This is a genomic window from Aureimonas frigidaquae, assembly GCF_001463905.1.
Taxonomy (GTDB): domain Bacteria; phylum Pseudomonadota; class Alphaproteobacteria; order Rhizobiales; family Rhizobiaceae; genus Aureimonas; species Aureimonas frigidaquae.
On sequence record NZ_BBWR01000019.1, the window covers coordinates 87,220 to 100,779 of the forward strand.

General features: G+C 67.9%; 13 protein-coding genes. 5 read left to right on the plus strand and 8 right to left on the minus strand.

Going from position 1 to position 13,560, the window contains the following annotated elements:
- Nucleotides 1–4 precede the first annotated feature (4 nt).
- Together xseA and AUL30_RS18660 are read right to left on the minus strand one after the other, a co-directional pair.
- Nucleotides 5–1,582 carry an exodeoxyribonuclease VII large subunit gene (xseA, locus tag AUL30_RS18655; RefSeq protein WP_062229398.1) on the minus strand — a complete coding sequence of 526 codons (1,578 nt, stop codon included), beginning with the start codon at nucleotides 1,580–1,582 and terminating at the stop codon, nucleotides 5–7.
- Complete coding sequence (locus AUL30_RS18660; RefSeq protein ID WP_062229431.1) at nucleotides 1,576–2,532, minus strand: LysR family transcriptional regulator; 957 nt, start codon at nucleotides 2,530–2,532, stop codon at nucleotides 1,576–1,578. Before AUL30_RS18660 ends, xseA begins: the two co-directional genes overlap by 7 nt.
- 175 nt (nucleotides 2,533–2,707) lie before the next feature.
- Here AUL30_RS18660 and AUL30_RS18665 point away from each other — a divergent pair, with 175 nt between their 5' ends.
- Entirely contained in the window at nucleotides 2,708–2,974 is a 267-nt protein-coding gene (locus tag AUL30_RS18665) for a DUF1127 domain-containing protein (RefSeq protein ID WP_062229399.1), read from the plus strand.
- Between the two features lie 93 nt (nucleotides 2,975–3,067).
- Here the strand turns inward: AUL30_RS18665 and AUL30_RS18670 are convergent, their stop codons facing one another.
- The 4 genes from AUL30_RS18670 to AUL30_RS18685 form a co-directional block, all read right to left on the minus strand.
- Nucleotides 3,068–4,384: a hemolysin family protein gene (locus AUL30_RS18670; protein WP_062229400.1), complete on the minus strand. Its 1,317-nt coding sequence runs from the start codon at nucleotides 4,382–4,384 to the stop codon at nucleotides 3,068–3,070.
- 142 nt (nucleotides 4,385–4,526) lie between these two features.
- The gene (locus AUL30_RS18675) at nucleotides 4,527–5,279 is read right to left on the minus strand and encodes a hypothetical protein (protein WP_062229401.1); all 753 of its coding nucleotides are present in this window, start codon (nucleotides 5,277–5,279) and stop codon (nucleotides 4,527–4,529) included.
- Nucleotides 5,280–5,388: 109 nt separating this feature from the next.
- Nucleotides 5,389–6,762: a glutamate--cysteine ligase gene (locus AUL30_RS18680; RefSeq protein WP_062229402.1), complete on the minus strand. Its 1,374-nt coding sequence runs from the start codon at nucleotides 6,760–6,762 to the stop codon at nucleotides 5,389–5,391.
- A gap of 106 nt (nucleotides 6,763–6,868) precedes the next feature.
- On the minus strand, nucleotides 6,869–7,612 hold the full coding sequence (locus AUL30_RS18685) for a 16S rRNA (uracil(1498)-N(3))-methyltransferase (RefSeq protein ID WP_062229403.1): 744 nt from the start codon (nucleotides 7,610–7,612) through the stop codon (nucleotides 6,869–6,871).
- Between the two features lie 182 nt (nucleotides 7,613–7,794).
- Between AUL30_RS18685 and AUL30_RS18690 the strand changes: the two genes are divergently transcribed.
- Nucleotides 7,795–8,592 (plus strand): SDR family NAD(P)-dependent oxidoreductase, encoded by a 798-nt coding sequence (locus AUL30_RS18690; RefSeq protein ID WP_062229404.1) that lies wholly within the window; start codon nucleotides 7,795–7,797, stop codon nucleotides 8,590–8,592.
- A gap of 17 nt (nucleotides 8,593–8,609) precedes the next feature.
- On the opposite strand, the gene AUL30_RS18695 is transcribed toward AUL30_RS18690, so the two are convergent.
- Together AUL30_RS18695 and AUL30_RS18700 are read right to left on the minus strand one after the other, a co-directional pair.
- Nucleotides 8,610–8,801 (minus strand): hypothetical protein, encoded by a 192-nt coding sequence (locus AUL30_RS18695; protein WP_062229405.1) that lies wholly within the window; start codon nucleotides 8,799–8,801, stop codon nucleotides 8,610–8,612.
- A gap of 70 nt (nucleotides 8,802–8,871) precedes the next feature.
- Complete coding sequence (locus AUL30_RS18700; protein ID WP_083508078.1) at nucleotides 8,872–9,423, minus strand: O-acetyl-ADP-ribose deacetylase; 552 nt, start codon at nucleotides 9,421–9,423, stop codon at nucleotides 8,872–8,874.
- A gap of 92 nt (nucleotides 9,424–9,515) precedes the next feature.
- Here AUL30_RS18700 and AUL30_RS18705 point away from each other — a divergent pair, with 92 nt between their 5' ends.
- The 3 genes from AUL30_RS18705 to glcF all read left to right on the plus strand — a co-directional run.
- Nucleotides 9,516–11,009 (plus strand): FAD-linked oxidase C-terminal domain-containing protein, encoded by a 1,494-nt coding sequence (locus AUL30_RS18705; protein WP_062229407.1) that lies wholly within the window; start codon nucleotides 9,516–9,518, stop codon nucleotides 11,007–11,009.
- Nucleotides 11,010–11,027: 18 nt separating this feature from the next.
- Nucleotides 11,028–12,242: a glycolate oxidase subunit GlcE gene (gene glcE / locus AUL30_RS18710; protein WP_062229408.1), complete on the plus strand. Its 1,215-nt coding sequence runs from the start codon at nucleotides 11,028–11,030 to the stop codon at nucleotides 12,240–12,242.
- A 4-nt stretch (nucleotides 12,243–12,246) separates the two neighbouring features.
- The coding region (gene glcF, locus AUL30_RS18715) for a glycolate oxidase subunit GlcF (protein ID WP_062229409.1) at nucleotides 12,247–13,560 on the plus strand (1,314 nt) is incomplete at its 3' end.

Consider the following 13,560-nt stretch of genomic DNA (forward strand, 5'->3'; position numbering starts at 1 on the left):
TCCCTTAGAAAAGGTCGCCCTGCGGCGTGTCGGCGCTGGCCGGGGTGGCGCGCCGGGAGCGCCTCGGCTCGGTCGCGGCGCCATCCAGGGCCACGGCTTGCCGTGTTTCCCCGCCGGCGAACTCGACGCTGAACGGGCGGGCCGCCTTCAATCCGGCGGCGCGGGTGACGGTATGGCCGTCCTCGTCCCGGATGATGGCATAGCCGCGCTCCAAGACGCGGCGCGGGTCGAGGCTCGCGGCGACGCGCCACGTGGAGGCAAGGGCGGCGATGCGGCGCTCGGCGGCGCGTTGCCAGCTCAGATCGATCGCGGGACCGATCGGGGCCAGGCGGCGGCGCGCCTCCGCCAGGCGCTGGTCCAGGAGGTTGGCCCGCAGGGCGGAGGCCGCACCGACAAAGGCATGGCGCCGGATGCCCAGCCGCGACGCGATCGCCTGGTCGGCGCGGTGCGCGCCGGTGGTCAGCCGCGCTCTCAAGCCACTGATCAGGATCGTGAGCCGGCCGGGCTGCAGCTTGGCGGCCGCTTCGGTGAAGCGGCGCCGCTCCGCAGCCACGCTGTCGGACAAGGCGCGTTCGAGGCCGATGGCCGCTTCGTCGAACTGGCGGCGCTGGGTGGCCAGCAGCATGTCGCTGGCCGGCAGGGCGCGGACGAGCGCCGAAAGGGCACGCCGCTCTTGCTGCATCTGGCGCGCCATGCCGGCATCGAGCCGCGCATGGAGCTGCGCCACGCGGGCGATGAGTTCGGACCGCACGGGGACGGCGATCTCCGCCGCGCCGGTGGGCGTGGGCGCGCGCAGATCGGCGGCATGGTCGATCAGGGTCCAGTCGGTCTCATGCCCGACGGCGGAGATGAGCGGTATGTCGGAAGCTGCGGCCGCCCGCACGACACCCTCGTCGTTGAAGCCCCACAGGTCTTCGAGGCTGCCGCCGCCCCGCGCCACGATCAACAGGTCCGGCCGGGGAACCGGCCCGCCGGGCGCAATGGCGTTGAAACCGCGGATGGCCTCCGCCACCTCGGCGCTGGACGTTTCGCCCTGCACCCGCACAGGCCAGACCAGGAGATGCAAGGGGTAGCGGTCGGCAATACGGTGGCAGATGTCCCTTATCACGGCGCCGGTGGGCGAGGTGACGATGCCGATGACGCGGGGCAGGAAGGGCAGGGGCCGCTTGCGGGCAGGATCGAACAGGCCCTCGGCCTCGAGTTTGAGGCGGCGCTCGTTCAGGAGCGCCATCAGCGCGCCCGCCCCGGCCGGCTTCAGGGCGTCGATGACGATCTGGTATTTGGACGAGCCGGGGAATGTCGTCAGGCGACCGGTTGCGATGACCTCCAGCCCTTCCTCCGGCTTGAAGTCGAGCTTGGCGAAGGCGGTGCGCCAGATCACCGCGTCCAGCCGGGCGCGGTCGTCCTTCAGGCAGAAATAGGCGTGGCCGGAAGCGTGCGGCCCGCGATAGCCCGAGATCTCGCCCCGCACGCGGACATGAGAGAACCGGTCTTCCACCGTGCGCTTGAGCGCGCCCGACAGTTCGGAAACGGAATATTCGCCCGCATTGGTGACGGACGGCCCGTCATCGAGCATCACCATCCCGCGACGCTCATGCCCGGCCGCAGCCGCTGCGAGCGGATCATCCGCGTTTCCGGCAGCGCGCGCGCTGTGGGTTTTTCCTCCGTCGGCGGCACCAGGTTGCGCAGGCTTTCGCGGATATGCTCCACCAGCGCCGAGATGACCGGCGTATCGCTGTTCTTGCCGCGCATCACCGCCACTTCCGCATCCTTGAGCCGGGGGAAGCCATCGGCCTCCGTCAGGACGCGCATGCCGGGGCGCAGCGCGCATTCCGGCAGGACGCTGACGGCCAGGCCCGCCAGGACGGCGGAGGTTACGATGGTCGCCGACCAGCTCGTGAACAGGATCCGGTGCTGCCGCCCGACACGGCGCAGCGCATCGACGCCCTGCTTGCGCCAGACGCAGTCCGCGCGCCCGATGGCCAGCGGCACGACCTCCTCCAGATGGACGGAATGGGAGGCGGAGGTCACGAAATGCAGCGGCTCGCGCCGGACGATCTCCGACCAGGCATGTGTCTTCGATGGGCAGACCAGCGCGACGTCCAGATGCCCCTTTTCGACATGCTCGACCAGGCTGCTCGTCGTCTCGCAGGCGATCTGCAATTCCACGCGGGGATTGGAGCGCACGAAGCGGCCCATGATCTCGGGCAGGAAGCGCTCGGCATAATCGTCCGGCAGGCCGATGCGGACGTGGCCGGAAATATGCTCTTCGTCGAAGGCGGTGAGCGTCTCCTGGCTGAGCGCCATCATGCGCCGCGCATAGTTGAGGAGGCGGGAGCCCTCGTCGGTCAGCCGCACGTTGCGGCCATTGCGCTCGAACAGATCCTTGCCGAGCCGTTCCTCCAGGCGGCGGATCTGCATGGAGACGGCCGATTGCGTCTTGAACACATCCTCCGCGGCGCGGGTGAAACTGCCCGTATCAACCACGGCCAGAAAACTGCGAAGCTGGTCCAGATCCAGGGGGGCGGCCATCGCATCCATCCATCACTTGAGATGATGGATAGCATTACAAACATTCGTTGGCTTAATCAACGCGGGCCTTCTAACTCCACAGTCGTCAAGGACTTTCCGTGCAGATCGGCCGGCGAAACATCCCGTTTCGCTGAACGGGCCCGGCCGTCCTAAAAACCCGAGAAAGGAGTTCGGAATGTCCATCACGCTAAGGGGCGGCGGCCCCCTGGAAAGAACGCGCCTGTCGGCCAGTCTGTCCGTCGGATTTGCGGCGCTTGCCGCCCTGTTCCGCGCCTGGCGCAACCGTCGTCACGCCTACCACCTGTCCGAAATGCCGGATTACATACTGACCGATCTCGGCCTGAAGCGTGACGATGTTTCCCAGGCGCTGCATTGCGACTGGCGCGAAGACGCAACCTATCGGCTGGCCGTGACCGCCGCCCGTCGCCGGCGCGGCCTTTGAGCGTAAAACCACGGTATCGGACCGATCCTTCCGACAGACTGCGCATGTGAAGCCGCTCCGGATGCACCGGGGCGGCTTTTTTCATGGACCGCGTCAGAACTCCGACATCTCGCCGCCAAGCGCCGTGGCCGGCTTCTGCATGGCCAGCACCTTGTCGATCCTGCGGCCGTCCATATCCACGATCTCGATGGTCCAGCCCTCGTAGAGGAAGCTTTCGCCGACCTCCGGAATATGGCCGAACTCGTTCAGGATGAATCCGGCCAGAGTCTCGTAATCTCGCTCGCGCGGGAAGCGCAGCTCCGGCAGAGCGCGCTCGACGTTGTCGACCGTCATGCCGGCATCGATGAGCCAGGAGCCGTCGGCACGCTGCGTCACGCCGTGCTCTTCCTCGATCCCCTCCGGCATGGCGCCGGCAATGGAGGCCAGGATATCGGTGGGCGTGACGACGCCTTCGAAGGAGCCGTACTCGTCCAACACCACGGCCATGTGGGTGGAGGCGGACTGGAAGCGGTCCAGGAGCCGCAGGACGGGCATGGATTCGTTGACGTAGAGCGGCTCGCGCAGTGCGGCGCGCACATCGATGGCGCCGGTGCGCCGGAACTGGTCGAGCAGATCCTTGGCCTGCACCACGCCGATAATGTCGTCGGGATTGTCGCCCGCGACGGGGATGCGGGAATGGCCGCTCGAATGGATCTCGTCCAGGACGCTTTCGAACGGGTCCTGGATGCTGACCCAGAAGACGTCGGGCCGCGGCACCATCACGGATCGGGCGGTCCGGTCGGCGATGCGCAGCACGCCCTCGATCATCTCCCGCTCCTTGGGCTCGAAGACACCGCTCTGCGTGCCTTCGGCGATCATGGCCTTGACCTCTTCCTCCGTCACCGTCTGGTCGGACTGGCCGGCCAGGCCGAACAGGCGCGAAACGGTCTCGGTCGAAACGCGCAGGAACCAGACGATCGGAGCGCCGATGCGCGCCAGCATCAGCATGAAGGGCGCCACCAGCGAGGCGATCCGCTCGGCATGGGCCAGGGCGTAGCGCTTGGGCACCAACTCACCCAGGATCAGCGACAGATAAGTGATGACCACGACCACCGTGGTGAAGGCGATGCCCTGGGAATAGGCGCCGATGCCGGGAATCGGCGCCAGCATGTCCGCCAGCGGGCCGGCAAAGGCGGAGGCACCGAAGGCGCCGGCGAAGATGCCGACCAGCGTGATGCCGACCTGCACCGTGGACAGGAAGCTCGTGGGATCGTCGGCCAGCTTGAGCGCCCTGGCAGCACCGTGGCTGCCCTCCTGCGCCATCTGCTGCAGCCGCCCGCGCCGGGCGGAAACGACGGCCAGCTCGGACATGGCGAAAAAGCCGTTCAGGAAAATCAGGAAAACGACGACAATTGCGTTGAAGATCAGCATTCGGCTGAAGGAACCTCGTGGAAGGGGACGCTGCCCCGGGAAGATGCGCGCATCGGGCCGTTGCAGCCAGACGGCCGCAGGGCAGGGCCTTTGCCTCGCAGGATGAAATCCGGGGTATCGAGCCCCGCGGGGGCCGGCTGCATCATCGCGCCGGGCCCTCAGTCGTCTCGCCCGTTTTGGACGCGGGCGGGTGCCGATCAAAGATCGCCATCATGTCCCGGACATAGCCGGCCTGCATCTGGCGGCCGGCATCGAGCCAGTCGAAGGGTTGTGGCGGCGGTGGCGGAGGCGCGGTGCGCGGTGGCTCGCGGCCGGCGGCGGGTGCGGCGAAGGGCATGCCGAAAGCGGCCATCGTATCGGTCATCATGCGCGCCATGGCTTCTGCCGGTGTGGTTGGTGCATGGCCTTCGCGCGCTGCGGGGCGGCCGAAAGCCTCCAGCGCGTTGGCGGAGCGGCGCATCAACTCGGCCATCCAGGGGGCGGCGAGGTCCGTCGGCAGGTGGCGCCTGCCGTCGGCGCCGCCTTTCAGGAAGGCGTCCATCGCCATGGCGGACAGGTCCGGCATCAGGCGCATGAGCATGTCGGGCGCAAGGCCGCTGGCCATGGCGGCCTGCCGGGCCACGGCTTCGGCAAGGCCGGGTGCCCCGAACAGGCCCTGCATGGCGGCGCCGCCGGGCATGGCGCTGCCACCGGGTGATCCGGCGAAGCGCTGCATGGTCTGTGCAAAGGCGGCCTGATCGGCGACGAGGCGGTCGAAGCCAAGCATGAAGGCGGGGGCAAGGGCTTGCGTCGCCTGCCGCATATCCTCCGCGCTGATGCGGAAGCGCTGTTGCAGCCGCTCCGCTTCCTCCCGCATTGCGGCCATGGCCGCAAGCCAGTCGGCAAAGTCGTTCATCGACCCATCCTGCCCTCGATTCGGCAAGAATGGGCGTAAATGGTCCATCTGCCAAGAGGGATGCGGAAGAGGCGCGGTAAATCCCGCGGCCTTCGTGCTGCCGGAGCGCTCAATAGGCGAGGTGCGAGAACACCTTGTCCATCGAGCGGTCCCACTGTGTCTCATAGAGCCGCACCAACTCTTCGGCCGAGGTCGTGCCCCGGGCGACGACCTCTTCCAGGGTCGCCAGGAAGTGGCTTTCGTCGTTGCCTTCCTCGTTCAGGAGGTTGCGGCCGACCAGCCCCTGGCGCGCCATCTTGACCACCTCCCGAGCAAGCTCCAGCACCGAGCCGTCCCGGAAGGGGGTGGCAAAGCCGAGGCGCGGCACGTCTGCGCGCATGGCCGAGACTTCCTCGAAGCTCCAGTCCGCCGTCAGCCGTTCGACCGCATCGAGGCTCGCTGCATCGTAGAGGAGGCCCACCCACAGGGCGGGAAGCGCGCAGATGCGCCGCCAGGGACCGCCATCGGCGCCCCGCATCTCGATGAAGCGCTTCAGGCGCACATCCGGGAACAGGGTGGACAGGTGGTTGGTCCAATCGCCCATATTGGGGGTGGCATCGTCCACACGGCCGGCGAAGGCACCGTCCAGGAACTGGCGGAAGGTGATGTCGGTCGCATCGTGGTAGACGTCGTCCCGCATGACGAAATACATCGGGATATCGAGCGCCCATTCGACATAGTCGCGATAGGTGAAGCTGTCCGAAAAGACGAAGGGCAGAAGGCCGGAGCGGGCGTTGTCGACATCCTTCCAGACGTCCGACCGCCAGGAGACGAGGCCGTTCGGCTTCCCGTCCGTGAAGGGGGAGTTGGCAAAGAGCGCGCTGGCCACGGGCTGCAGCTTCATGCCGATCTGCATCTTGCGGCGCATATCCGCTTCGTCGCTGAAGTCCAGGTTGACCTGGATCGTCGCGGTCCGCAGCATCATGTCCAGGCCGCGCGTCCCGACCTTGGGCATGTATCGGCGCATGATGTCGTAGCGTGATTTGGGCATGATCGGCGTTTCGTCGATCGTCCAGAGCGGGCTGGAGCCGATGCCGAGAAACTCGATGCCGAGCCGGCGGGCCACGTCACGCACGTCGGCCAGGTGTGCGTTGGACTCCCGGCAGGTCTCGTGCAGGCTGACGAGGGGCGCGCCGGACAGCTCGAACTGGCCGCCGGGTTCGAGCGAGATGGCGCCCTGGCCGGAGGCGCCGGCAAGGCCGATGATGCGGCCATCGTCGACGATGGCCTCCCAGCCCGACAGGCTCTGCATGCCCTCCAGGAGGGCGCGGATGCCGCGTTCACCCTCGTAGGGCACGGGGCCGAGCGTGTCGCGGTAGTAGCCGAACTTCTCGTGCTCGGTGCCGATGCGGAAAGCGGATTTCGGCTTTTCTCCGCCCTTCATATAGGCCGTGAGATCGTCGATGGATTCGATCGGCGTCAGGTCAGTCGTATCGCGCGCCATGGCTTCCCATTTCCGCTTGCCGCCACCGGCGGATTGTCCAGATGGTCCTTATGGCGCGCGCCCGCCCTCGCGCAAGTCCAACTTTGCGGGAGCCCGTGCCCCGCGTTCAGGACCGCCAGTCGCCCGCCATGGACTGAAGCACGGCCAGCGCGGCGACCGCCGCCGTGTCGGCCCGCAGGATACGCGGCCCCAGCGGAATGCGCGTGACATAGGGCAGGGCGCTCAATCGCTCGCGCTCCTCTGACGAGAAGCCCCCCTCCGGCCCGATCAGAAGTGCCTGGGGGCGGCCGGCCAGCGGACGCAGGAGGGTGCCGAGGTCGGCCACCTCGGCGCGCTCGTCACAGAAGATCAGGCAGCGTTGCTTATCCCAGTTCTCGATCAGGGCCGGCAGGCGGACCATGTCCCGGCAGTCCGGCACCGACAATATGCCGCACTGTTCGGCAGCCTCCACCGCATTGGCGCGCATGCGGTCCGTGTTGATGCGCGGCGCCTGGCAATGCTGGGTCATGACGGGCTGCAGCAGGCCGGCGCCCATCTCCACCGCCTTCTGGACCATATAGTCCAGCCGCGCATGCTTGAGCGGTGCGAAGAGGTAGTGAAGATCGGCCGGCGCGGTCTGCGGGCGCAGGCATTCTTCCGGGACGAGCTGCAGGTTGCGCTTGCCATGCCGCACCAGCCTGGCCGCCCATTCCCCATCCCGCCCATTGAAGATGAGAACCCGTGCTCCGTCGGCGAGCCGCAGGACGTTGCCGAGGTAATTGGCCTGCTCGGCACCCGCCTGCAGAGCCTGTCCGCTCTTAAAATCCTCGTCCACGAACAGGCGGGGCGCGCGGAAATCGTAATCCGGCATGGCGGGCTCCAGAAGTTTCCTGAAAACGGCCAGAAACCGAATCGGCTTCCGCTTCGTTTGTGCCGCAGATAGGCGCCCGAAGGCTCGATGTCCAAGGCCGGGATCGTCCCGGCACGCGCGGTCCCTTTGAGGATCCGCGGCTCCATCCGGCCGCATCACGGTACAGCGGAGAAGGCAGGCAGATGGATCTTGGAATTGCGGGTCGCGTTGCGATCGTGACGGGCGGTGTCGGCGGCATGGGCCAGGCAACGGCAGAGCTTCTGGCGCGGGAGGGCGTGCGGATCGTCCTGTCGGACCGCGATCAGGATGCCATCGATGGGGTGGCGGCAAAGCTGCCGGGCGAATCGCTGGCCATCGCCGCCGACGTGACGCGGCAGGAGGATGTGGATGCGCTCGTGCGCAAGGCGGCCGACCGCTTCGGCACGGTTGATATCGTCGTCCACACGTCGGGCATTACGGGCGCCAAGGGCGATCCGCTCGAATTGACCGACGCGGATTATGCAGAGGCCTGGTCCATCGACTTCATGTCAGCCGTGCGCATGGCCCGTGCGGCCATACCCTTGATGCGGCAGGGCGGGTGGGGGCGCTTCGTCTGCATCGCCTCCGAGAATGCCATCCAGCCCTATTGGGAAGAGGCGACCTACAACACAGCCAAGGCCAGCCTCGTCGCTTTCATCAAAGGCCTGTCCTACCGGGAGGCCGCGAATGGCGTCCTCTGCAACACGGTGGCGCCCGCCTTCATCGAAACGGCCATGACCGATGCCATGATGAAGAAGCGGGCCGAAGAGATGAACGTCTCCTTCGACGAAGCGGTGCGCAGCTTCCTGGACGAGGAGCGGCCCGGCATCGTGCAGAAACGGCGCGGCAAGCCCGATGAGGTCGCGGCCGCGATCGCGCTCCTCGTCAGCGACCGCGCATCCTTCATCAATGGCGTCAACCTGCGCGTGGATGGCGGCTCGGTGATCGCCATCCAGAACTGACAGGCCCCGACCGGGCCTTACCGGGCCGGCCCGTCGATGCGCGCCGGCGATGCCGGGTCGGATGTCGGAAGGCTGTCTTCCAGTGCCTCGTCCAGCATGTCGCCTTCACGGCGTGCATCGTCCGAAGATGGGGCCTGCCGGTCCAGCTTGTCGCTGCGGAAGCGGTTTTCCTCGTCGATCTGCCGTTCGGTGCTGTTCACGTCGCTCATCGGTCGATCCCTTCCGGATGGGTTTCCTCCAGGGCGAAACGCCGCCCGCTGGCCGCCGTTCCGGACGGATTCACGTGCCGGCAAGCTCTTTCAGGGCCGCGGATAGGATGGCCGCATCCGACGCGCCGAAGGCGCAGTAGACGATCTGCGTGAAGCCGCCCGCATCGGCGGCGGCGACCCCTTCGCGCAGGGCAATCCGCGCCGCCCGCTCCTTCGGAAAGCCGTAGACCCCTGTTGAGATGGCCGGAAAGGCGATGCTGTGCACGCCATTGGCGCGGGCCAGGGCGAAGCTCTGCCGGTAGGCGCTGGCAAGGAGCGCGTCTTCATCCCGGCCGCCGCCGTGCCAGACTGGTCCGACCGTGTGGATGACCCGGCGCGCCGGGAGACCATAGCCGAAGGTGATCCGCGCTTCCCCCGTCGGGCAGCCGCCGATCGTGCGGCATTCTTCCAGGAGCTGCGGACCGGCGGCGCGGTGGATGGCGCCGTCGACGCCGCCGCCCCCCAGAAGGCTTTCATTGGCGGCGTTCACGATGGCGTCGAGCGCCAGCGTCGTGATGTCTCCCGTCATGACCTCGAGACGGGCTCCCCCGCGCTGCAGTGTCCCCCCGCGTTCCATTGTCATTGTGATCCTCCAAGACCGGTTGCACCTGTTTCTTCCGCACCGGGAATGATTTAGTGGCATTCCAAAGACGGAGATGGGAGGCCGCAACCACGATGACCATAGCCATGCCGAAACCCGACCAGGAGGTTCTGGCGCGCCGTGCGGCCATCGTCGATGCGCTGCGCGCCATCGTACCCGGCGAAGGCGTCGTGGATGCGACGCGGGAGATGCGGGTTTTCGAGACGGATGCGCTGACGGCCTACCGGCAGTTGCCGCTCGTCGTCGTGCTGCCGCAGACCGTGGACCAGGTCGCCGCGATCCTGCACTACTGCCATGCGCAAGGCATCAAGGTGGTTCCCCGGGGTTCGGGCACGTCCCTGTCCGGTGGGGCGCTGCCGCTCGAAGACGGCGTGCTCCTTGTCATGTCGCGCTTCAACCGCATCCTCGACATCGATTTCGACAATCGCTGCGCTGTCGTGCAGCCGGGCGTGACCAATCTCGGCATCACCCGGGCGGTGGAGCATGCCGGCTTCTATTATGCGCCGGACCCGTCCTCGCAGATCGCCTGTTCCATCGGCGGCAATGTCGCCGAGAACAGCGGCGGCGTGCATTGCCTGAAATATGGCCTCACGGCCAACAATGTGCTCGGCATCGAGCTCGTCACCATCGAGGGCGAGGTGCTGCGCCTTGGCGGCAAGCATCTGGACAGCGAAGGCTATGACCTTCTGGGCCTGGTGACGGGGTCGGAGGGCCTGCTCGGCGTGGTGACGGAGGTCACGGTGCGCATCCTGCAGGCCCCCGAGACGGCGCGAGCGCTCCTGATCGGCTTTCCGACGAGCGAGGAGGCCGGAGCCGCGGTGGCCGCCGTGATCGCCCGCGGCATCATCCCCGGCGGTATGGAGATGATGGACCGGCCGGCCATCCATGCCGCCGAAGCCTTCGTCCATGCCGGCTATCCGCTGGATGTGGAGGCGCTGCTGATCGTGGAACTGGACGGCCCGGCCGAAGAGGTGGACCACCTCCTGGCGGCCGTGGAAGAGATCGCAAGGGCGAACGGCGCCAGTTCGACGCGCATCTCCACCTCGGCGGAGGAGCGGGCCCGCTTCTGGGCCGGGCGCAAGGCGGCCTTCCCCGCCGTCGGGCGTATTTCGCCGGACTATCTGTGCATGGACGGCACCATTCCCCGCAAGGCGCTGCCTTACGTCCTGAACGGCATGAAGGCGCTGTCCGAGCGCTACGGCCTGCGGGTGGCCAATGTCTTCCATGCCGGCGACGGCAATCTGCACCCGTTGATCCTGTACGATGCCGCGCACGAGGACGAGTTGCAGCGCGCGGAGGATTTCGGCGCAGACATTCTGCGCCTCTGCGTGGAGGTGGGCGGCGTGCTGACCGGGGAGCATGGCGTCGGCATCGAAAAGCGCGACCTCATGCCGGAAATGTTCGACGAGGACGATCTGCGCCATCAGCAGCGGGTCAAATGCGCCTTCGACGCACAGCATCTCCTGAACCCCGGCAAGGTCTTTCCGGTGCTGCATCGCTGCGCCGAACTCGGGCGCATGCATGTGCATCGGGGCCAGGTGCCGTTTCCCGATCTCCCCCGCTTCTAGCCTCCGGAAGGCACGATCATGGAACCAGAAGCCGAAAGGCACTGCCCGCACAGCGTTGCCGCGGTGCGCGACTGCGTCGCCGCCGCCGTGGCCGATGCGGCGCCGCTCGCGGTGGAGGGGGCGGGGACCAAGCGAGAGATCGGCCGGCCCGCCCGCGCCACACGCACGCTCAGCCTGGCGGGCCTGACGGGCATCACCCTCTACGAGCCGGACGAGCTGGTGCTCAGCGCGCGCGCCGGCACCCCCATCGCCGAGATCGAGGCCGCCCTTGCCGAGCGTGGCCAGCGCCTGGAGTTCGAACCGATCGACTACGGGCCCATGCTCGGCCAGGCAGCGGGCGGCGGCACCCTGGGCGGCGTTGTCTCGTGCAACCTGTCGGGGCCGCGCCGCATCAAGCAGGGCGCCGCGCGGGACCATGTCCTGGGCGTTTGCGCGGTTTCGGGCCGGGCGGAAGTCTTCAAGGCCGGGGGCCGGGTGGTCAAGAACGTGACGGGCTACGATCTTTCCAAGGGGCTGACCGGCGCCTGGGGAACGCTCGCCGTCATCACCGATCTGACGATCAAGGTCATGCCCGATTGCGAGGCCGAGACGACCCTCGTCCTGCGCAACCTCCAGGACGAGGAAGCCGCGGGTGCGCTGGCTGCGGCCATGGGCTCTTCGGCCGAGGTTTCGGGTGCCGCCCATCTGCCCTACGGCGTGGCGGCCGGTGTGCTCGACGGTGCGCTGGGGCGCGCCTCTGCCACGCTGGTGCGCTTGGAAGGGTTCGGGCCGTCGGTTGCGGCGCGGGCACGGCATCTGGGCGGGGCGATGGAGCGTGTCGGCACGCTGGAGCGGATCGAAGGCGCGCAGTCCCGCGCCCTGTGGCGCGACGTCCGGGATGTGCGGCCCTTTGCCGGGCCCGACCACCGCGCGGTCTGGCGCCTGTCGGTCACGCCCAGTCGTGCCCCCGAACTGGTGATGGCGTTGCGCATGCACATGGCGGCCGATGCCGTCTACGACTGGCAGGGCGGGCTCATCTTCCTGCGCCTCGAACACGGGGTGGAGGCGGAACGGATCCGCGCGGCCGTCGCGGGCCATGGCGGCGGCCATGCGACGCTGATCCGCGCGCCGCTGGAGGCGCGCATGGCGGTGCCGGTCTTCCAGCCGCAACCGCCGGCCCTGGCCGCTCTGGCGGAGCGACTGCGCCGCCAGTTCGACCCGGCGGAAATTCTCAATCCCGGCAGGATGGACTGACCCGATGCAGACTCATTTCTCGCTGGCGCAGCTGGCCGATCCCGATGTCGCGCATTCGCAGGAGATCATCCGGGCCTGCGTGCATTGCGGCTTCTGCACGGCCACCTGCCCGACCTATGTGACGCTCGGCAACGAGTTGGACAGCCCGCGTGGCCGCATCTACCTGATCAAGGACATGCTGGAAGAGGGCCGCCCGGCGGATGCGGAGACGGTCACCCATATCGACCGATGCCTGTCCTGCCTGTCCTGCATGACGACGTGCCCGTCGGGCGTGAACTACATGCACCTCGTCGATCATGCCCGCGCCCATATCGAGCGGACATACAGGCGGCCGCTGCCGGACCGGATCGTCCGAGCGCTCCTGGCCAGGATCCTGCCCTATCCGGCCCGGTTCCGCGCCGCGCTGCGGCTGGCGCAACTGGCGCGCCCGCTGGCGCCGCTCTTCGACAAGGCGGGTCCGCTCCGGCCGCTCGCCGCCATGCTGCGGCTGGCACCCTCCAGTATACCGCCTGCGGGCGGGCAGGCGGCGGCGCAGCCTGCCGCCGGACAGGCGCGGGCGCGTGTCGCGCTGCTGGGCGGCTGCGCCCAGTCCGTGCTCGATCCGGGCATCAATGCCGCCACCGTCCGGCTCCTGGCCCGGCTCGGCGTCGAGGTCGTGTCGGCGCCGGGGGAAGGGTGCTGCGGTTCGCTGACCCATCATATGGGACGCGAAGCCGAAGCGCTCGCATCGGCACGGCGCAACGTGGATGCCTGGATGCGGGAAATCGATGGCGCCGGCCTCGACGCGATCATCGTCACGACGTCGGGATGCGGCACGACCATCAAGGATTATGGCCATATGCTGCGTGAGGATCCGGCCTATGCCGGGCCCGCCGCGCGGGTGGCCGGCCTGACGCGCGATGTCACGGAATTCCTCGCCACGCTCGACCTACCCACGCCGGATGCGCCCGCATCCGGCGTCGTCGCCTATCATTCCGCCTGCTCGATGCAGCACGGACAGAAGGTGGTGAACCAGCCCAAGGCGCTTCTGGCCAGGGCCGGGTTCACGGTGCGCGACATTCCGGAAGGCCATCTGTGCTGTGGCTCTGCGGGAACCTACAACATGCTGCAGCCGGAGATTTCAGGGATGCTGAAGGCCCGCAAGCTGCGCAACATCGAAAGCGTCGCGCCCGACATCATCGCGACGGGCAATATCGGCTGCATGACGCAGATTGGCTCGGGAACGGGCATCCCGATCCTGCATACGGTCGAACTTCTGGATTGGGCCTATGGCGGGGAGCGGCCAGCCGTGCTCGGCCCCGCCCGCGTGGCGGCGGAG

Coding starts and splice junctions, on each gene's coding strand:
- xseA (WP_062229398.1), bottom strand. CDS start 1,582: ATGGTGATGCTCGATGACGGGCCGTCCGTCACCAATGCGGGCGAATAT.
- AUL30_RS18660 (WP_062229431.1), bottom strand. CDS start 2,532: ATGGCCGCCCCCCTGGATCTGGACCAGCTTCGCAGTTTTCTGGCCGTG.
- AUL30_RS18665 (WP_062229399.1), top strand. CDS start 2,708: ATGTCCATCACGCTAAGGGGCGGCGGCCCCCTGGAAAGAACGCGCCTG.
- AUL30_RS18670 (WP_062229400.1), bottom strand. CDS start 4,384: ATGCTGATCTTCAACGCAATTGTCGTCGTTTTCCTGATTTTCCTGAAC.
- AUL30_RS18675 (WP_062229401.1), bottom strand. CDS start 5,279: ATGAACGACTTTGCCGACTGGCTTGCGGCCATGGCCGCAATGCGGGAG.
- AUL30_RS18680 (WP_062229402.1), bottom strand. CDS start 6,762: ATGGCGCGCGATACGACTGACCTGACGCCGATCGAATCCATCGACGAT.
- AUL30_RS18685 (WP_062229403.1), bottom strand. CDS start 7,612: ATGCCGGATTACGATTTCCGCGCGCCCCGCCTGTTCGTGGACGAGGAT.
- AUL30_RS18690 (WP_062229404.1), top strand. CDS start 7,795: ATGGATCTTGGAATTGCGGGTCGCGTTGCGATCGTGACGGGCGGTGTC.
- AUL30_RS18695 (WP_062229405.1), bottom strand. CDS start 8,801: ATGAGCGACGTGAACAGCACCGAACGGCAGATCGACGAGGAAAACCGC.
- AUL30_RS18700 (WP_083508078.1), bottom strand. CDS start 9,423: ATGACAATGGAACGCGGGGGGACACTGCAGCGCGGGGGAGCCCGTCTC.
- AUL30_RS18705 (WP_062229407.1), top strand. CDS start 9,516: ATGACCATAGCCATGCCGAAACCCGACCAGGAGGTTCTGGCGCGCCGT.
- glcE (WP_062229408.1), top strand. CDS start 11,028: ATGGAACCAGAAGCCGAAAGGCACTGCCCGCACAGCGTTGCCGCGGTG.